Genomic DNA, 19154 nt, shown 5'->3' with positions numbered 1-19154 from the left:
GGCCCAGTGCCGCCCGTGCTATGTCTGAAATCACCATGGATGAAGAGGGGCTGCTCCGATGTCGGGCACCTGGATGACAACCCGTGCGTGGCTGCTGATGCTGCCGCTGCTCGTGGTCATGGTCGCCGTCATTGGCTGGCCGCTGGTCGATACGGTCGGGCTTTCCTTCACCGACGCCAAGTTGGTCGGCACGGGCGGCAATTTCGTCGGCTTCGACAACTATGCCAATATGCTGTCCAGCTCGAACTTCTCGCGCACGCTGGTCACCACGACACTCTTCGCGGTGATTTCGGTCGCCGCCGAAATGGTGATCGGCGTTCTCGCGGCGCTGCTGCTCAATCAACAGTTTCATGGCCGCGCCATCCTGCGCGCCTTGATGATCCTGCCCTGGGCACTGCCGACGGTGGTCAACGCCACGCTGTGGCGGCTCATCTACAATCCCGAATATGGCGCGCTGAACGCCGCGCTGACCCAGCTGCATCTTCTCGATGCCTATCGCTCCTGGCTCGGCGAGCCGGGCACGGCGCTGGCGGCGCTGATCGTCGCCGACTGCTGGAAGAATTTTCCGCTGGTGGCGCTGATCGCACTGGCCGCGCTGCAGGCGGTGCCGCGCGACATCACCGCCGCCTCGCTCGTCGATGGCGCCGGGCCGTTCAACCGCTTCCGCTTCGTCATCCTGCCCTATCTCGCCGGCCCGCTGATGGTGGCGCTGGTGCTGCGCACCATCGAGGCCTTCAAGGTCTTCGACATCATCTGGGTGATGACCCGCGGCGGCCCGGCCAACAGCACGCGCACCCTGTCGATCCTCGTCTACCAGGAAGCCTTCTCCTTCCAGCGCGCCGGCTCCGGCGCGTCGCTGGCGCTGATCGTCACCTTGCTCGTCACCGTGCTGGCTGTCGCCTATGCGGCGCTGGTGCGGAAGACCGCCGGGAGTGCCGCCTGATGGAACGCCAGAGCCCTGCCTTCACCATCTTCATCCATGTCTGCGCTTTGCTGCTCGCAGCCATCATCCTGGCGCCCATTGCCTGGCTGTTCATCATGAGCATATCGCCGGCCGCCGACCTTGCCGCCAAGCCGCTGCGCTGGTGGCCGCAAAGTGCCGATTTCTCCCGTTACCAGCAATTGCTGTCGACGGCTGAAAACAGCGCAGGCGCTGCCTTCACCTCGTCGCTGCGCAACAGCCTCGAGATTGCCGGCATGGCGACCATCGCAGCCCTGGCGCTGGCGATCCCCGCCGGCTGGGCCGTCTCGCGCACGCCGTCGATCGGCTGGTCGCTGTCGATGGTCATCGCCACCTACATGCTGCCGCCGGTGGCGCTGGCCGTACCGCTCTATATGGGCCTGTCATATCTCGGCCTGCTCAACAATGTCTTCGGCCTGGCACTGGTCTATCTGACCATTCTGGCACCCTTCACCACCTGGCTGATGAAGTCGGGCTTTGACTCGATCCCGCGCGAGATCGAGGCGGCGGCGATGATCGACGGTGCCGGTCTGTTCCAGACTTTGCGCATCATCACGCTGCCGTTGGCCGCGCCCGTGATGGCGACATCGGCGCTGTTTGCCGTGCTGCTTGCCTGGGACGAATTCTTCTACGCGCTGCTGTTCACTTCGGACCAGCGCGCCAAGACCTTGACCGTCGCCATCGCCGATTTGGCCGGCGGCCGTGTTTCCGATTACGGATTGATCGCCACAGCCGGCGTGCTGGCCGCCTTGCCGCCGGTGCTGATTGGCCTGGTCATGCAGCGCGCGCTGATCTCGGGCCTGACCAGCGGCGGTGTGAAAGGATGATGATGACTGCAGCAAAACCCCGGCCGGCGGGGCTGGTTGCCATCGACCGCGAAATGGCACGCCAGCGCGCGGATGCGATCGCCTCGTTCAAGCACAACGCGGCCATGGCGGCAAAGATCGCCGCCTCGATCCGGCAGACCGGGCGCCTGCTGCTGCTCGGCATGGGCGGCTCGCACGCCGTCGGGCGTGCCGTCGAACCGCTCTATCGCGCGCATGGCATCGATGCCCTGGCGCTGCCGCTTTCCGAACAGCTCGGCCAGCCACTGCCGCTGGCAGGCAGAACCGTGCTGGTCACCTCGCAGTCGGGCGAGAGCGCCGAGGTCGTCAGGTGGTTCACGGAGGCTGGCGGCACAGCCGATGTTTTCGGCCTGACACTCGAAAGCGCCTCGTTCCTGGCTCGCACCGTGCCTTGCCTGGTCGGCGACGGCGGCACCGAACTGGCCTTCGCCGCCACCCGCAGCCTGACCGTGACCTTCGCGCTGCATCTGGCGATCCTGGCCGCCCTCGGCGAAGACCCAAGTGCCGCGCTCGGTGCACTTGATCAGCCACAAGACAACGACATCACGCAGGCGCTCACGGTACTGGACAAGGTGACGGCCATCGTCACCTCGGGCCGCCGGCTGCAAGGTCTCGCCGAAGCCCTGGCGCTTGGCCTTACCGAACTGTCGCGGCTGCCGTGCTTTTCGCTCGAGGGCGGCCAGTTGCGCCACGGACCGATGGAGATGCTCGGCCTGCACATCGGCGTCATCCTGTTTCGTGGCAATGACCCGACAACGGAGCTGGTGACCGCCATGGCCATGTCGGTGGTCGAGGCCGGCGCGCCGCTGGTCGTCTTCGATTCGTCCGGGCAAACGCCTGTTGCGGGCGCCGTCACGCTTTCGTTCAAACCAGCTTCCGGCCTCGCAGCGATCTTCGCCATGCTGCCTCTGGCGCAGCGCCTGATGATCGCGTTTGCCGATGCTCGCGTCGACAATGCCGGCACGCCTGTCCGCTCCACCAAGATCACCAGGAGCGAGTGATGCGTCCGCTTGCGGTGATCGGCAACGTCAATGTCGACTTGATTGTCGGCCCGGTCGCGCCGTGGCCTGTCGCCGGAACGGAGACCGTCGTCGACCATGACGAATTGCGCGTTGGCGGCCAGGCCGGCAACAGCGCGCTGGCATGGCAGGCATTGGGCGTCGATTTCGCCGTTGCCGCCAATGTCGGCGACGACCAGTTCGGCCGCTGGCTTCGCGAGGCCTTCGGCCGCCACGCCGAGAAATGGCCGGTCCGCCCCGAAGGCACGACGCTGTCCGTCGGCATGACCCACCCTGACGGTGAACGGACCTTCTTCACCACGCGCGGACATCTGCCGCGCTTCAGTCTTGCCGATGTGTTTTCCGTTCTCGACGGCAGGGCGCTCTCCGGTGGCTACTCGCTGTTGTGCGGCTCCTTCCTGACCGACGATCTGACGCGCGACTACGACGCGTTTTTCGACTGGGCGGACAGCCACGACATTGCCGTCGCGCTCGACACCGGCTGGCCGATCGATGGCTGGACCGAGGCCAATTGCGCCGCGACGCGCGCATGGCTGTCGCGCTGCGAACTGGCGCTGTTCAACGAGGTCGAGACAGTAACCTTGGCGGGAAGGCAGAGCCCTGTGGAGGCCGCACGCGAAATCCGGTCGAGCATGAGGCAAGGCGCGACCTTCGTCGTCAAGCGCGGGCCGCTGGGCGCCATCGCCATCGGCCCGGATGGAGCGCTCGTCGAATCCGTCGCGCCCGATGTCCGGGTTGTCGACACGATCGGCGCCGGCGATGTCTTCAACGCCGCTTTCCTGGCGGCATTGGCCCAGCAACAGCCGCTATCGGCCTGTCTCTCCGCCGCGACGCATGTCGCCTCGCGCGCGATTTCCACCTTGCCCCGCAACTATGGCGGGCCGATGCAGTTTGGGGAACCCATACATGAGCGCGCTTGAAATCCGCGACATCCGCAAGAGCTACGGCAGTGTCGAGACGCTGAAAGGCATCGACATCGCGTTGCAGAGCGGCGAGTTCCTGGTGCTGCTCGGCTCGTCGGGCTGCGGAAAATCGACGCTGCTCAACATCATCGCAGGGCTGGCCGAAGCGACAAGCGGCGATGTGCTGATCGGCGGCCGCTCGATCCTTGGCGTTCATCCCAAGAACCGCGACATCGCCATGGTCTTTCAGTCCTATGCGCTTTATCCGAACCTGACCGTCCAGCGTAACATCGGCTTCGGGCTGGAGATGCGCGGGGTTGCCGCCGACGAGCGCGACAAGGCGGTGCGCGACGCGGCAAGACTGCTGCAGATCGAGACCTTGCTCGACCGCAAGCCGAGCCAGCTTTCCGGCGGCCAGCGCCAGCGCGTCGCCATCGGCCGGGCGCTGGTGCGCAAGCCGCAGGTCTTCCTGTTCGACGAACCGCTGTCCAACCTCGACGCCAAGCTGCGCCTGGAAATGCGCACCGAGCTGAAGCGCCTTCACCAGATGCTGCAGACAACGGTCGTCTATGTCACCCACGACCAGATCGAGGCGATGACGCTGGCGACCAGGATTGCAGTGATGCGCGACGGCAGGATCGAGCAGCTCGGCACGCCCGAAGAGATCTACAATCAACCGGCAACGCTCTATGTCGCCGGTTTTGTCGGCGCGCCATCGATGAACATGCTGCAGGCGGCCATCGCCGTCGGAAAGCTGGCCATTGCCGATTCCAACGTGCGGATACCCTTGCCCGCACGCTATCGGAACTCGGCCCGCGACGGCGCACAGGTAGTCGTTGGTATCCGCCCTGAAGCGCTTCGCGTGGCGACCAGTGCTGCAACGGAGTTGTCGTTGCCCGTGGAGATCGAGGTGACTGAGCTGACCGGACCCGAACTGGTCACCACGGCTCGCATCGGCGCGCAGCGGCTGACGGCCTGCCTGCCGCCACGGACCCGGCTTGCCAAAGGCGAAACATGCAGCTTCGCCTTCGACGACGCTGCACTTCGCTTGTTTGACCCCGAGACCGGCAAAGCCTGCCTGGATCAGCCCTGACGGGTGTCCTTGGGAGTCTGTGGCAATGCCGCAATCTCGAGAAGGGACGACACCAGCAGCCGGCGCTCGTTTTTCGACAGGACATCCGCATCGAAGAGGTTCATGCTGCGAAGCCCCTCGATGGCGAGATAACAGACCAGCAGCGATTTCAGATCCTGCGTCTCGCCCTTCAGCCGTTCGAAAAGCTGCCGCTTGAATGTCTTTATCGGCGTCATGAAATCGGGATCCTCGGCGATCGCCGAAAAGATCCAGGATGCCGATGGCTGCTTGTCCTCGCAATCATCCGCCGACAGCCTGATGTAAACGGCGAGCGGGTTTTCGCCTTTGTCGTTGCTGTTGGCGGATTCGAGCGCCTGCCCGAACTCGCGCAAATAGCCCTCGACCAGTCCCTGCATCAACTTGGCCTTGGTCGGGAAATTGTAGAGCAAGCCGCCCTTCGATACGCCGGCACGGCTGGCGACCGCTTCCAGCGACAGGCTGCCGGGCCCGGTTTCTCGTGCGACATCGGCCGCCGCGGCGAGAATTTTCTCGCGCGAATTCGATCTTGGAGCTTTCATGGCTCCTCCCATCGCAAGCTTAGGCCCAATTGACAAGACCGTCCAGACGGTACAGTAAGACCGCCATTATTTGAAATCGGGACCTGCAGTCGATATGTGTCCCGATGTCCGAGCTTCGCGCCGGATTTCGACTGAGGGGACTTTCTTGTTCAAGCGCATCCTTCGTATCGTCATCATCGCCCTGGTTCTGCTCGTCCTCGTCGTCGTGGTCGGCGGCATTGTCGGCTTCAACTTCCTGCGCGACAACGGCATCAAGCAGTATTTCGCCTCGATGAAGCCACCGGCGGCGACCGTGTCGACGACGATCGCCAAGCCGTCGAACTGGACACCGGGAGTCGAGGCGATCGGTACGGTCAGGGCGGTGCGTGGTGTCGATCTGACGGTTGAAACCACCGGCATCGTCAAGGAGATCCTGTTTCACGCCAATCAGAAGGTTGCGGACGGCGCGGTCCTGCTGCAGCTCGACGGTGCGGTCGAGCGCGCAGATCTAGAAGCGACGAAGGCGCAAGTGGCGCTCGTCCAGATGGCGCTGACGCGCGCCATTGAACTGCAGAGGCGCGGCGTTAACGCAGAAGCTACGCTCGACACGGCGCGGGCAACCGCATCGGCAACCGCCGCGCAAGTGAACAAACTGCAGGCAGTGCTCGACCAGAAGCAGCTGACGGCGCCTTTCAGCGGCACGGTGGGTATCCCGAAAATCGACCTCGGCCAATACCTGGCGCCCGGCACCGTAGTGGTGACGCTACAGGATCTCGACACGATGCGGGTCGATTTCACGGTACCGGAACAACAGCTGCCTTCGCTGAAGATCGGTCAAACGGTGCGGCTGGGAATCGGCGGCGGCGAGATGCCCTACGCCGGCACCATTCGCGGCATCGACCCGAAAATCGACCCTTCGAGCCGGCTGGTAAACGTGCGGGCCGAGGTCGCCAACACCGAAGGCAAATTGACCCCCGGCCAGTTCGTGCAGGTTCGTGTCGAACTGCCTGAAGAGCAGAATGTGCTGACGCTGCCGCAGACGGCGCTGACCACCAGCCTCTATGGCGACTACATATTCGTGGTGCAGCCGGCGAAGCCCGCCGAAGCGCCCCCCGCGCAGACAGCCAAGCCGGAAGAAAAGCCCGCTGCGTCGGCAACCGAAAAACCGGCGGACGCCAAGCCTGCAGACACCAAGGCGGCTGATGCCAAGCCGGCTGATGCCATGAAGCCGGCGGCTGATGCAACCAAGCCTGCCGCCGATGCGGCAAAGCCAGCGGACAAGCCTACCGATCCGGCCAAGCCGGCGGCGGAAGGCGACAAGCCTGGGCTGGTGCTGTCGCAGGTCTTCGTCAAGCCAGGCCGCCGCAATCAAGGTATGGTCGAGATCGTCGAGGGGCTGAAGGCCGGTGACGAGGTCGTTACCGCCGGTCAGAACCGGCTCTTCAATGGCATGTCCGTAGCCGTCGACAACACCATCGACCCGACCAAATCGGCGAACAAGCAGGCCGACTCGCAATGAGTTTTTCCGATATCTTCATTCGCCGGCCTGTCCTTTCGACCGTCCTGGCCTGCATGATCCTGCTCCTGGGTTTCCAGGGCATCTTCAACCTGTCGATCCGTCAGTATCCGAAGGTTGACGAAACCGCGATCACCATCACGACAGCGTATCCGGGCGCCAGCGCCGACCTGATCCAGGGCTTCATTTCCGCCCCGATCGCCCGCGCCGTCGCCTCGACCGAAAACATCGACTACGTCACCTCGTCGAGCCGTCCTTCCTCCAGCACCGTGACGGTGCAGATGAAGCTCGGCTCCAACCCCGACGTCGCGCTGACCGAAGTGCTGTCCAAGGTCCAGGGGGTGCGCGGCACCTTGCCGGATGCCTCCAAGGATCCGGTCATCGTCAAGGGCACCGGCCAGCAGTTCGCGATGATGTACATCTCGATGCAGAATCCGAACATGACGAAGGAGCAGCTGACGGAGTATATCGAGCGCGTCATCCGGCCACGCATGTCGACGGTCGAAGGAGTCGCCGACGTGCAGATCTTCGGCGCCCAGGAATATTCGATGCGCGTCTGGATCGACCCGATCAAGCTTGCCGCGCGCGGCGTGACGGCCTCGGACGTGCTGACGGCGATCAACAATTCCAACTTCCTGTCGGCGCCCGGCAATACGCAGAACGAGTATGTCGTCTCGTCGATCACCGTACGCTCGACGCTGCAGACGCCGGAAGCGTTCGCCGAGCTGCCGCTGCGCTCGACCGACGGCAATGTGGTGCGGCTGCGCGACGTGGCCCGCGTCGAACTCGGCGCCGAGAATACCGACACCAGGGTCAGCTTCAATGGCAAGCCCGGCACCTTCCTCGCCATCTTCCCGACACCCGCGGCCAACCCGCTGACCACGGCGGCCGCGCTCACCAAGCTCGTGCCGCAGATTCAGGAGACGCTGCCGAAGGGCATGACGATCGAAGTCGTCTACGATGCGACCGGGCAGATCAGCGCCTCGATCGAAGAGGTGTTCAAGACCATCGCCGAGGCGGTTGCCATCGTCATCGTAGTGATACTTTTGTTCCTTGGCTCTTTCCGTTCGGTGATGATGCCGATCGTCACCATCCCGCTGTCGCTCATCGGCGTCTGCTTCCTATTGTTTGCGGTCGGCTATTCGATCAACCTTCTGTCGCTGCTGGCCATGGTGCTGGCGATCGGCCTTGTTGTCGACGATGCCATCGTGGTGGTGGAGAATATCCATCGCCACATGGAAGAAGACCATATGACGCCGATGCAGGCGGCGTTCAGTGGCATGCGCGAAATCGCCTCGGCCATCGTCGCCATGACCATGACGCTGGCCGCCGTGTTCGCGCCGCTGGCCTTCACCGGCGGCCTGACCGGCGCGCTGTTCCGTGAATTCGCCGTCACACTCGCCGGCTCGGTGGTGCTGTCAGGTGTCATCGCCGTCACCATCACCCCGATGATGTCGGCGCGCCTCCTGAAGTCCGGCACGCCCGGCCGTTTCCAGCGCATTGTCGACGGCACTTTCGCGCGGGTCGAGCACGTCTACGAGAGGGCGGTCACCGGTTCGCTGAACTATCGTCCGCTGACGCTGATCATCGTGCTTGCGCTTGTCGGCGTCACCGGCTTCATGTTCACCAAGACCTCGAGCGAACTGGCGCCGGAAGAGGACCAGGGCTTTCTGCTCTCGATTGTGACAGGGCCACGCTATGCGACGTCCGATTACACCGAGACATACGTCAACCAGATGCTCGGCCTGGTGAAGGATATTCCCGAGACGCGGGCACAGTTCTCGGCCGTCGCCTTCAGCGGCGAGACAAACAGCGCCTTCGTCGGCTTTGCCTTCAAGGACTGGGCCGAACGCAAGCGTAATTCCAAGGAATTGCAGGCCGACATTACGGCCCGTCTCGCCAAGGTGGCGGGTGTCCAGGCCTTCGTCTTTGCGCCGCCGACGCTGCCGGGCTCCGGTGGCGGCCTGCCCATCGCCATGGTGGTGCGATCGACCGGCGATTCCTCGGAAGTGTACGAGGTGGCCGAGCAGATCAAGAACAAGGCGCAGGCCTCCGGCCGCTTCATCGTCGTGCAGAATTCGATGGCCTATGACGCACCGCAGGTGACGGTGACCATCGATCGCGACCGCGCCGCGGCGCTCAACCTGCCGATTGCCGATATCGGCCGGACGCTGACGCTGCTGGTCGGCGGTGCCGAAGTGGCGCAGTTCGATCGCGACTCCAACAGCTACGACATCATCCCGCAGGTGCCGCAGGAATTCCGCGACAATCCCGAAAAGCTCGGCGAGTACTTCGTGCGCAGCGTAACCGGCGAGATGGTGCCGCTGTCGGCCGTGGTGAAGATCTCTAACAATGCAGCACCGGCCGCCATCGAGCAGTTCAACCAGCTGAATTCGGCGACGATTTCCGCGCTCCCACTGCCCGGCGTCACCACCGGCGACGGGCTGAAGGCGCTGGAGGATATAGCCAAGGAGAACCTGCCCGATAGCTTCTTCATCGACTACTCCGGTCAGTCCCGGCAGGAAAAGGAACAGGGCAACACCATCCTGATCGCCTTTGCGGCGGCCGTCATCGTCATTTATCTGGTGCTGGCGGCGCAGTTTGAAAGCTTCCGTGACCCGCTGATCATCATGATGGCGGTGCCGCTGTCCATCTTCGGCGCCATCGTGCCGCTCAATCTGGGCCTCGGCACGCTCAACATCTATACGCAGGTCGGCCTGATCACGCTGATCGGCCTGATCACCAAGCACGGCATCCTTCTGGTCGAGTTCGCCAACCAGCAGCGCGAGGCACATGGCATGCGGCGGCGTGACGCCATCATCGCCTCGGCCAAGGTGCGCCTGCGGCCGATCCTGATGACGACGGCGGCCATGGCGCTCGGCGTGGTGCCGCTGATCACATCCAGCGGCGCTGGTGCAGCGGCCCGCTACTCGATGGGCCTGGTGATCTTCACCGGCATCCTAGTCGGCACCATGTTCACGCTCTTCGTCGTGCCCATGTTCTACACCTTCATCGCCAGCAAGGACCTGCCGCACCATGCCGAGAAGCCGGATCCCAAGCTGATGCCGGCACTGCAGGACTGAAGCAATTCCAGGAAAAGTGTGTCGCGGTTTTCCGTCGGGAATTGCGTAAAGGCAGATGACAAAAAAGAGGCCGGAAAATTCCGGCCTCTTTTTTTGGGCTGGGCTCAATACCGTCGGTTTAAGCTGCACTCAATACCCGAGAAGCTTTCCTGCGGGAGTCTCGAACGAGGTACGGCAGTTGGCCGGCCCGTTCCACAGCCTGCTACTTGACGATGAGGATGCTGGTGTTGGTTGGCCCGAACATTTCGACAAGCTGATAGAAATCGGCGGCATTGTCGGGATGCAGCCGCACGCAGCCATGCGAAGCCGGCTGGCCAAGGCGCTTGATCGCATTGGTGGCATGCACCGCATAGCCGCCGCTGAAGAAGACCGAATGCGGCATCGGCGCGTTGTCGTACTTCTTCGAATACCACATCGCATGCATGCGCGTCGGCTTGAACGAGCCGGTCGGCGTCACATGCGCTCCGTCGCCGGTGGAAACCTTCCAGGCGAAGGCCGGCCGGCCGTCGACCGAGACTTCCATGATCTGCTGCGAGAGCGAAACCCGCGCCACGATCTTGTTGGCGGCATGGGCAGCGCCTGAGCCGGCGCCGAGCAGAAGTGCTGCACCCGTCAGGGCGGCGGCCGTGATGTTGATGAGCTTGGCGGAAATGGCGGTGTTCATGATGTCCCCTCTCTCTGCCGGGCTGGCCGGCTCCAATTCGATGGCCGCTTATCCCAACATCATGTTTCAAGCAGATTTCGCGAAATGCGCGTTTGTGTTTCGAATCTGTTTCCCCTGGTTAACAAGCAGTGCCGTCCACGGACCCGAAATAGGGACCAGACGCAGCCTGCTGGCGAGACCGTGATCCCCAAAAACATGAGTATTTGTCCCTAAACTAAATGCAAATTTCCTACATACGAAAGAAGAGCCATCAATCCCGAAACCAATCTGCAACAAAGCACAGCTTCGAGCGGCATGATCCGGATACGGGCCGCCAGCAAAGTTGACGCAACGAAAACAGCCGGTAACGAAAATGGAAACGAAATCGAACGCACTGTCCTGGGTTCTCAGGATCAGCATCGCGGCAACTGTCATCGGCGGCGTCGGCACGGTTGCCGGCAACCCGCTGACAAGGCTCGGCGCGATGACGTCCGGCGAGATTTCGACGCTGCATGCCGCACTGTTTTTCGCCACGGTCTGGATTGTTTCCAGCCTGCGCATCGCTCGGCTCAAGGCCCTCTGGCGGGTCGGTCTTAGGCTGACGAGAATGCGCGGCCCCTCCGGCAACTTGCTGCCGAGAGGACCGAAGGCCCGCGCCGCGACGGGGGGCTCCTGAGCGGCGCGGGCTCTTCGGGAGTATCCTGAAGAACCCTGCAACACACATTTGGGGAACTGGTACGATGAAAACGAAATTTGCCGCTTCGGTGCTTTCCGCACTGCTTTACGCGCAGGGCCTGCTCGGCTTTGCCGGCGTTGTCACCGTGCTGCTCAGGGACCGCGCCCATGCGAGCGAACTCACCATGGGCAATGACATGCCTTCGGGGCCATCGCTGCTGGTGGTGCGCTGAGCGTCGGGGGCATCGGATCCAGGTGGAGAATCCGATGCTCAACGGAAGAGATGGCCTCAGCGCCCGGTCGTCAGTCGGCGAATTGCTGCGGCGGATCGAACCGATAACCGGCGCCGCGTATTGTGGTGATGGTGTCGGTGTCGAGCTTGCGGCGCAGCCGCACGATGCGCGAATCGATCGAGCGATCGAAGGCGTCGGCGTTTTCGGCCGGTGCCGCGGCGATGATGTCGTCACGCGTCAGCACCTTGCGCGGACTGGCCAGGAACAGCCTGAGCAGCGCCACCTGACCGGGCGAAAGCTGCTCTTCCGTCCCGGAGCGATGCATGACCATGGCCGATCTCAGATCGACGGTCGCGTTCTCCAGCACGATCAACTCCTGGGTGCCCCTGCCGCGCCGCGAAAGCAGGCCGCCGACACGGGCGGCGAGTTCCCTGACATTGAGCGGGCTCTCGACGACGTCGGCCGCACCGAGCTCGAGCGCCAGCACCTTGTCGACGAGATCGGCCGGCCGGCAGATCAGGATGAAATCTGGCCCGCCCTCGCCGCCATGGCGCCTGAGCAGGTCCCGCCCCTCCGCCTGGCTGACGCTGTCGCCGACGACGACGACGTCGATGCCCTTTCCCGACAGCAGCGATTCGGCCTCCCATGGCTGCCGCGCCTGGCGCACATCGTGGCCACGCCGATCGAGATGGTCGGCGAGTTCGGTCGCGACCACTTCGGCGACGGAAACGAGCGCAATGACGGATCGTGCGGCCATATTTTTCAACCGTTCCCTGGCAACCGGATATGAGTGCTGGACATCATGTTTATACCCAATCTACTTTCCACTGAAAGTGGGAGCGAAAGCATCGTGCGGGCAAGAATTGTCATCGTCGAGGATGAGCCCGACCTGAGGGACGCGGTCGCCGAATATCTGGGCGCCGCCGGCTATGACGTGGTCACCGCCGAAAGTGCCGCCGCCGCGCGCAGCCTCGTTGAAACGCAGTCGTTCCATCTCGCCATCCTCGACATCGCCATGCCGGGCGAGGATGGCCTCTCGCTCGGCCGCTGGCTGCGGTCGCGGCTGCCGATCGGCATCATCTATGCGACCGCTGCGGGCACTGCACTCGACCGCATCGTCGGGCTGGAACTTGGCGCCGACGACTACATCGTCAAGCCCTACGAATTGCGCGAGGTGCTGGCGAGGGTCCGCAGCGTGTTGCGCCGGGTCCCTCAGCCGCAGGAGCCGCAGGGTAAGAAGGCCTCGACGGATCGCCGCTCCGTTGCCTTCGGCCCTTTCCAGGCTGATCTCGACGGCAGGCTGGTCACCGGCGTCAATGGCGCCGTGATCGACATGGCCAAGAGCGAATTCGACGTGCTGGAGGTTTTCCTGACCCGCGCCAACCGGCTGCTGACCCGCGCCGCGATCTCCGAGGCGATCGGCTTCACCGAAGACCCGGAATCGTCGCGCGCGGTCGACATTCGCATCATGCGGCTGCGCAAGAAGATCGAGACGGACCCGGCCAACCCGAAATTCCTGCGCACGGTGCGCGGCGAAGGCTATATCTTCTCGCTGCCGACCGGCGACGGCAACTGAGCACCGGGGCCAGAGGGGTTCGGTTCGCGGCCGTTGCTCGTCGATCGAAATTGGCACGACTCTGGAATGACGGCAGAAGATGACCGCTGAAGCAGCAAGCAAGGATATGCAAGGGCTCAGGCAGGGCGCGGCGATGGCGGCCGTGCGTGTCGTTCGCCGGCTGCGCGAGGCCGGCGACTGGCAGCGCGAGATGGAAGGCATATTGGAGACGCTGTGCCGTGCCATGGAATGCCAGCGCGGCATCCTCTTCCGCTTGCGCGAACTGCCCGGACAGGGCTTCGCCCAGTCTGTCGCCGCCTACTGGATCGACCCCGACTTCGGCGGAGAACTGGCATCTCCTACCGTCATCATGCAGTCGGTCGTCAATTCGGACCCGTTGCTCGAGCGGGTGGCCGAGGATGAACGGCAAGGCAAGATCTTCGCCGGGCATACGCGCAACCTCGAAGGCTTCCTGAGAACCGATTTCGAAAAGCAGAACATCAAGTCCTTCCTGTCGGTGTCGGTCTTCGCGCACGGAAATCTGTGGGGCACGCTGGCGGTCAATGACTGCGTCGACGAGCGCGAGTGGACCGACGAGGAAGAGGCGACGCTGCACATCATTGCGCTCGCCATCGGCGACGCCATCGAGCGATCGCCCTCCGACGCCCATGCCAGCGAGGTCATCCGCCGCACCATGCTGCAGGCTTCGCTCGATGCCATCATCGTCATCGACGAGACCGGCTCGATCATCGAGTTCAACCCGGCCGCCGAGAAGATGTTCGGCTTCCTGCGCAGCGACATCCTCGGCAAGGACCTGCTCGACACCGTCGTGCCGGAATACTACCGCAAGGGCTATTCGTCGGGGGCCGAATACATGTCCGGCCGCGGCGCGCCGATGGTCGGCCAGCGGCTTGAGACGGTGACCCAGAACGCCGCCGGCGAGGTGTTCCCGATCGAGCTGACGGCAACCGAGATGCGGGTTGCCGACCGCCGCCTGATTTTCGGCTCGATCCGCGACCTGCGCGACAGACTGCGCGCCGAGGAGGAGATCGGTCGCCAGCGCGAGAAGCTCCACCAGAACGAGAAGATGGCGGCGATGGGGTCGTTGCTGGCCGGCGTCTCGCACGAGCTCAACAACCCGCTGGCCGTGGTGGTGGCGCAATCGACGCTGCTGCACGAATTCGCCTCCGATCCGCAGACCAAGGTGCGTGCCGAGAAAGTGCGCGCCGCCGCCGAGCGCTGCGGCCGCATCGTCAAGAGCTTCCTGTCGATGGTCCGTCTTCATCCCGCGGCACAGGCCGAGACCGATCTCAACCAGGTGATCCGCGCAGCCCTCGAGGTGACCGCCTATGGCGCGCGCTCAAGCGGCATCATCATCGACACCGATTTCGCCGCCGGCCCGCTGCTGGTCATGGCCGATGCCGACCATGTGACGCAGGTGGCGGCCAACTTCCTCATCAATAGCCAGCATGCATTGGCCGGCGTTGCCGGCGACCGGCTGATCAAGGTGCGGACGTTCCGCAGCGACCGGGGCAACCCCTGCTTCTCGGTCGCGGACAACGGCCCCGGCGTGCCTGAAGCGATCCGCGGCCGCATCTTCGAATCCTATTTCACCACCAAGCCGGTCGGCGTCGGCACCGGCATCGGCCTGTCGATCTCGAAATCGATCATCGAGCGTCACAATGGCAATGTCTGGTTCGAGGAAGTCGTGCCGAGGGGCGCGCGTTTCGTCGTCCAGCTGCCGCCCATCGCGGCAGGCGTCGCCAGCGCCGGCGAGAACCAGCCGCGCTCGAGCGGCTTGCGCCACGCCTTGATCATCGATGACGAGCCGGATGTCGCCGGCTCGCTCTCCGACATTCTCGAATTGATGGGCATCAAGTCGCGGATCGTTCCTGTCTGGGAATCGGGCACCGCCACCTTGAGCGGCCACATGCCGCCCGACATCGTCTTTTCGGACCTGCGCATGCCGGGCATCAGCGGCATATCGATCTATCGCGAGCTGCTTGCCGAAAAGCCTGACCTGGCACGGCGTTTCGTGCTGGTCACCGGCGACCTGATCGGCGCTAAAGCCGAAATCGAGGCCTTGCCGGCGCAGCAGCGGCCGCAGATCCTGGAGAAGCCGTTCAGCACGCTGGACGTACGCAGCGTGCTGTCCGCCATTGCCGAACAGGCTGCATTGAAGGGATAAAAAAGAGGCTCCCGGCCGACGTCACGGCGGGAGCCAAAGAAGAGCGCGCTGGAGGCAGCGCTCGGGGAGGTCGGAGCTTGATCCCAAGATGGGAACCGGTTTCGGGATCAGGCTTCGACAAAAATCAGAAAACGTTCGGCGTGCCGGTCAACGGTGCGGCATTGGCGATCAAGCGGATCGCGCGGGTCTTGTGTGCTCCGGACTGCATGGCGATGGCGCGCAGGCAATCGATGCTCTCGGCACCCCAGGCCTGTCCCTTGCAGGCGAAGTCGGTTGCCGGCACCGGCAGACGCGCGGTCTTGGTCGTCGTCTGCGCGCCGTCAACGACGTTGGCTGGTGGATTCAACGAAGCGAAGGCCGGCCCGATTGTCGGCGTGAACGCCATGCCGATGAAGGCACAGGCAGCCAGCATGATGAACATCGCCATGGGGTGATCGCTGGCGCGCTGGCGCAGCGCCAGTTTCGGACGGCGGTCATTGCGCTCTGGGGCCTGGAAGCGGCACTCACCGCGGGTCGTCTGGATTTTCGCAAACATCGTCTTCCCCTTCGCTGAGTTTCTTTTTGGTGATGAAACGAACTTAGCTGAGCTGTGTAACAGCGCGAAGGTGACGCAAGACTGACAATGTAACGGGTTCTGAAACAGTGTTTCGGGCAGAATCGGGCAAAAACGGTCACGGCAGTTCGCACATCCTCTCGAAGAATGATCCTTCGCCCGGATCGACGTTGATTGCCGTGGCCAATGCGCCGCCGGAACGTAGTCAAAGCCAGCGGGCGGCAAGCCCTTTCTGCCCCCGCGAGGCGCTTTGTCCTCCGCTCCGTTTGCTTCGCGAGTTCGTGTCGGGACAGCGCCTTTGAAACCATGACTAACACCCGGATTCTTCGGGGTTTTCCGGGCCGACAGCCGCGCAGATTTTGGCTCCAGACGACACGTGGATTCCATCTTGAAAATCGTTGAATTTTCACAAGTCATTGCATTTCAATGCAAAATATGCTTTTATTGAATGAGTATTCAACAAAAAGAAGAGACGTTTATGAACCCGCACCTCCGTGACGTGGCGATCCCCAACGATTGGGACCGGCGGGGACTACCGGGCTGGAGTTACCATTCCGATGCTCTTCTCGAGCTCGAGAAGGAGTACGTCTTTCGCAACCACTGGCAGATCGTCGGACATGTCTCGGATATACCGAATTCCGGCGATTACCTGACCATGGACGTGGTTGGCGAACGCGCTTTGATCGTGCGCGGCAAGGATGGCGTCGTGCGCGGCTTCAACAACATGTGCCGCCACCGCGGCAGCCGCGTCGTCGCCGACAGCCAGGGCAATTGCAAGAATGCGCTGGTGTGCCCGTTCCATGGCTGGGTCTACAATCTGGACGGTACGCTGCGCGGAGCTGCACGCCCGCGCTCGTTCCCCGATCTCGACAAGACCGAATTCGGCTTGATGCCGCTCGATCTGGAGGTCTGGATGGGCTTCATCTTCATCCGCTTCCGTAATGGCGGGCCGCAGCCTTCGGTGGCTGAGCTGATGAAGCCGATCGAGCCCGAATTCGCGCACTACAATGCCGCCGACATGGTGCCCTCCTGGGGCATCTGGACCCAGAAGACCCCGGTAAACTGGAAGTCGGTTCGCGATGTCGACAATGAGGGCTATCACGTCGCCATGGCGCATCCCGCCCTGCAGGATCTCTACGGCGCCACCTATTTCGACGAACCCTTCATCAACGGCGTGTCGCGCTCCTTTGCCACCTACAACCCGCATGCCGGCCGCCGCTGGAGCGTCAAGAATTACGTCAAGATCGCGCCCGAGCCGGCGCATCTGCCCGACTATCTGAAGAAGGCCTGGGTCTATTACGGCATCTTCCCCAATGCGGTCATTTCGGTGATGCCGGAATCGGTGCAGTTCTACCAGGAGTTTCCGCTGTCGACCGGGCAGACCCTGCTGCGCGGCGCCATCTATCGCTACCGCGACGAGAGCCGCGAGCAGGCCGCCGCCCGCTACCTCTCCTTCCGCATCGATCGCGACACGATGTCGGAGGACGTCCAGCTTTCCGTGTGGTCGAACGAATCCATGCTGTCCGAAGCCTTCGAGGGCTTTTATCTCTCGGACCTCGAATATGGCGTGCGTACCCATCACGACCATCTGCGCAAGATGCTGCCGGTGCTGGGCCTGGAGACCGCACCCGAGGAGAAGGACATGTGGAATCTGAACGACGCGCTCAGGTCGCGATCGTAGGGGGCGGACGGCCTCGTGGGGAGATTAGCCGTTACCCCCGCCACACCCCTTCTTTCCTCAAATCATCCATCGTGCGCGAAATGCCCTCGCGCAAGATGCCGACCATGTCGTCGATCTGCTCGCGCGTGATGACCAGCGGCGGCGACATCACGCACATGTTGATCAGCGGCCGGACCAAAAGGCCAAGCTCGTGGCAATGCGCGTCGATGCGCTTGCCGACATCCTTGTCGAGCTGCAGCGGATCCTTGCTCTCGCGGTCCGCCACGCATTCGACGCAGCCCATCAGCCCCAAACCGCGCACCTCGCCGACCAGCGGCAGCTCTTCCAGCGTCTTCAGCTGCGCCTGGAAATAGGGCGCGACGTCCTGTGTATGGGCAAGCACGCCCTCTTCCAGCAGGTCGAGGTTCTTCAGCGCCACTGCGCAACCGACGGGGTGGCTGGTGTAGGTCAGGCCGTGGCCGAACATCGCGTCAGGGTGATTCGAGCGCCGCAACTCTTCCAGCAGCCGCTCCGAGATGATGACGCCGCCAAGCGGGAAATAGCCCGAGGTGACGCCCTTGGCGAAGGTGATCATGTCGGGATCGATACCGAACACGTCGCCGGAGGCAAAGACATGGCCAAGCCGGCCGAAGGCCGTCACCACCTCGTCGGAGACATAGAGGATGTCGTTGTCGCGGCAGATCCCGCGGATACGCTTTAAGTAGCCGTCGGGCGGCACGATGACGCCGCCGGATGCCTGCACCGGCTCGCCGACGAAAGCGCCGATCTTGTCGGCGCCGACGCGGGCAACCGTGTCACGAAACTGATCGACCAGGAAATCGGTGAAGGCGGCAACGCTCATGCCGCGCGGGCGGCGGAACGGATCGGGCGAAGACAGCTTGATCACCAGCTCGTCGGCGCCGTCCATCCAGTCGCGGTCGCGCGGACGGCCATTGAGCGAGGCCGACAGATAGGTCGAGCCGTGATAGGCGCCGCCCCGGCTCAGGATCAGCTTCTTTTCCGGCCGGCCGCGCACATTGTTGTAGAACTGCATGAAGCGCAGCGCCGTCTCGACGGCCGAAGAGCCGCCGGTGGTGTAGAAGACGTGGCTGAGATCGCCTGGCGCATGGCCGGCGATGCGCATGGCGAGTTCCGCCGACGGCGCGTTCATCGTGTACCACGGCGTGTTGTAGGACAGCGCCATCGCCTGGTCATACATCACCCTGGCGAGTTCCTCGCGGCGGTGGCCGACATTGACGCACCACATACCGGCAGGCCCGTCGATCAGCCGCTTGCCGGTGCTGTCGGTGATGTAGATGCCGTCGCCTTCGCCGATCAACGCGCGCGCTTCGGCACCGACCGAAGCGGCGAACGGCCAGGGCTGAATAAGATGGCGCTTGGCCAGCTCGACGGCATCGTCACCACCGATATCAGCCGTTTCGGTCGTTCTCAGATCTCTCGCAGCAGCCACAATCGCCTCCAGTCATCCAGTCGAATTTTCTCAGGCATGAAACTCAGCGTCAAATGTCGGAAATCCCGGCTTTCTTCACTCAATTTTGAATGTCTGTTCAATCAATATCGCAGAAATAGCGCTTGATTTCAATCGGCGGATGCGCGCATGATGAAAGAAAGCCGGCAAGGGGAACAGGAGCCGGCGCCAGCACAATGGGAGCCGCATGGCGGGACAGTCCA

Annotated in this window: 17 protein-coding genes; 12 read left to right on the top strand and 5 right to left on the bottom strand. The window is 63.3% G+C overall.

Annotated elements, in window-relative coordinates; all coding sequences use genetic code 11:
• Positions 1-58: 58 nt before the first annotated feature.
• The 5 genes from ACFSOZ_RS33625 to ACFSOZ_RS33605 are packed head-to-tail and all read left to right on the top strand — an operon-like array spanning position 59 to position 4820.
• Positions 59-943, top strand: a complete 885-nt coding sequence (locus ACFSOZ_RS33625; RefSeq protein WP_379105319.1) for a carbohydrate ABC transporter permease — start codon at positions 59-61, stop codon at positions 941-943.
• On the top strand, positions 943-1788 hold the full coding sequence (locus ACFSOZ_RS33620) for a carbohydrate ABC transporter permease (RefSeq protein WP_379105317.1): 846 nt from the start codon (positions 943-945) through the stop codon (positions 1786-1788). The genes ACFSOZ_RS33625 and ACFSOZ_RS33620 overlap by 1 nt, the downstream gene beginning before the upstream one ends.
• The gene (locus ACFSOZ_RS33615; RefSeq protein ID WP_379105315.1) at positions 1785-2807 is read left to right on the top strand and encodes an SIS domain-containing protein; all 1023 of its coding nucleotides are present in this window, start codon (positions 1785-1787) and stop codon (positions 2805-2807) included. Before ACFSOZ_RS33620 ends, ACFSOZ_RS33615 begins: the two co-directional genes overlap by 4 nt.
• Entirely contained in the window at positions 2807-3745 is a 939-nt protein-coding gene (locus tag ACFSOZ_RS33610; RefSeq protein ID WP_379105313.1) for a PfkB family carbohydrate kinase, read from the top strand. The genes ACFSOZ_RS33615 and ACFSOZ_RS33610 overlap by 1 nt, the downstream gene beginning before the upstream one ends.
• Positions 3732-4820: an ABC transporter ATP-binding protein gene (locus tag ACFSOZ_RS33605; protein WP_379105312.1), complete on the top strand. Its 1089-nt coding sequence runs from the start codon at positions 3732-3734 to the stop codon at positions 4818-4820. The genes ACFSOZ_RS33610 and ACFSOZ_RS33605 overlap by 14 nt, the downstream gene beginning before the upstream one ends.
• On the opposite strand, the gene ACFSOZ_RS33600 is transcribed toward ACFSOZ_RS33605, so the two are convergent.
• On the bottom strand, positions 4811-5377 hold the full coding sequence (locus ACFSOZ_RS33600) for a TetR/AcrR family transcriptional regulator (RefSeq protein ID WP_379105310.1): 567 nt from the start codon (positions 5375-5377) through the stop codon (positions 4811-4813). The genes ACFSOZ_RS33605 and ACFSOZ_RS33600 overlap by 10 nt on opposite strands.
• Positions 5378-5522: 145 nt before the next feature.
• On the opposite strand from ACFSOZ_RS33600, the gene ACFSOZ_RS33595 reads away from it, so the two are divergent.
• Positions 5523-6875, top strand: a complete 1353-nt coding sequence (locus ACFSOZ_RS33595) for an efflux RND transporter periplasmic adaptor subunit (RefSeq protein WP_379105309.1) — start codon at positions 5523-5525, stop codon at positions 6873-6875.
• A complete protein-coding gene (locus ACFSOZ_RS33590) occupies positions 6872-9955 on the top strand; it encodes an efflux RND transporter permease subunit (RefSeq protein WP_379105307.1) in 3084 nt (1027 codons plus the stop codon). Before ACFSOZ_RS33595 ends, ACFSOZ_RS33590 begins: the two co-directional genes overlap by 4 nt.
• A gap of 202 nt (positions 9956-10157) precedes the next feature.
• Here ACFSOZ_RS33590 and ACFSOZ_RS33585 read toward each other — a convergent pair whose 3' ends face one another.
• A complete protein-coding gene (locus ACFSOZ_RS33585) occupies positions 10158-10619 on the bottom strand; it encodes a L,D-transpeptidase (protein WP_379105305.1) in 462 nt (153 codons plus the stop codon).
• Positions 10620-10971: 352 nt separating this feature from the next.
• Between ACFSOZ_RS33585 and ACFSOZ_RS33580 the strand changes: the two genes are divergently transcribed.
• A complete protein-coding gene (locus ACFSOZ_RS33580) occupies positions 10972-11274 on the top strand; it encodes a hypothetical protein (protein WP_379105303.1) in 303 nt (100 codons plus the stop codon).
• Positions 11275-11338: 64 nt separating this feature from the next.
• Positions 11339-11506 carry a hypothetical protein gene (locus ACFSOZ_RS33575; RefSeq protein WP_379105302.1) on the top strand — a complete coding sequence of 56 codons (168 nt, stop codon included), beginning with the start codon at positions 11339-11341 and terminating at the stop codon, positions 11504-11506.
• A gap of 70 nt (positions 11507-11576) precedes the next feature.
• Here the strand turns inward: ACFSOZ_RS33575 and ACFSOZ_RS33570 are convergent, their stop codons facing one another.
• Positions 11577-12263: a winged helix-turn-helix domain-containing protein gene (locus ACFSOZ_RS33570; protein WP_379105300.1), complete on the bottom strand. Its 687-nt coding sequence runs from the start codon at positions 12261-12263 to the stop codon at positions 11577-11579.
• A gap of 45 nt (positions 12264-12308) precedes the next feature.
• On the opposite strand from ACFSOZ_RS33570, the gene ACFSOZ_RS33565 reads away from it, so the two are divergent.
• Positions 12309-13082 carry a response regulator gene (locus ACFSOZ_RS33565; RefSeq protein WP_379105299.1) on the top strand — a complete coding sequence of 258 codons (774 nt, stop codon included), beginning with the start codon at positions 12309-12311 and terminating at the stop codon, positions 13080-13082.
• Between the two features lie 79 nt (positions 13083-13161).
• Entirely contained in the window at positions 13162-15249 is a 2088-nt protein-coding gene (locus tag ACFSOZ_RS33560; RefSeq protein ID WP_379105297.1) for a PAS domain S-box protein, read from the top strand.
• Positions 15250-15373: 124 nt separating this feature from the next.
• On the opposite strand, the gene ACFSOZ_RS33555 is transcribed toward ACFSOZ_RS33560, so the two are convergent.
• Positions 15374-15784 (bottom strand): hypothetical protein, encoded by a 411-nt coding sequence (locus ACFSOZ_RS33555; protein WP_379105295.1) that lies wholly within the window; start codon positions 15782-15784, stop codon positions 15374-15376.
• A gap of 496 nt (positions 15785-16280) precedes the next feature.
• On the opposite strand from ACFSOZ_RS33555, the gene ACFSOZ_RS33550 reads away from it, so the two are divergent.
• Positions 16281-17483 carry an aromatic ring-hydroxylating oxygenase subunit alpha gene (locus ACFSOZ_RS33550; RefSeq protein ID WP_379105293.1) on the top strand — a complete coding sequence of 401 codons (1203 nt, stop codon included), beginning with the start codon at positions 16281-16283 and terminating at the stop codon, positions 17481-17483.
• A gap of 31 nt (positions 17484-17514) precedes the next feature.
• Here the strand turns inward: ACFSOZ_RS33550 and ACFSOZ_RS33545 are convergent, their stop codons facing one another.
• A complete protein-coding gene (locus tag ACFSOZ_RS33545; protein WP_379105291.1) occupies positions 17515-18933 on the bottom strand; it encodes an aminotransferase in 1419 nt (472 codons plus the stop codon).
• Positions 18934-19154 lie beyond the last annotated feature (221 nt).

Source organism: Mesorhizobium newzealandense, from assembly GCF_042682145.1.
GTDB lineage: Bacteria > Pseudomonadota > Alphaproteobacteria > Rhizobiales > Rhizobiaceae > Mesorhizobium > Mesorhizobium newzealandense.
This window is presented reverse-complemented; position numbering and strand designations above follow the sequence as displayed.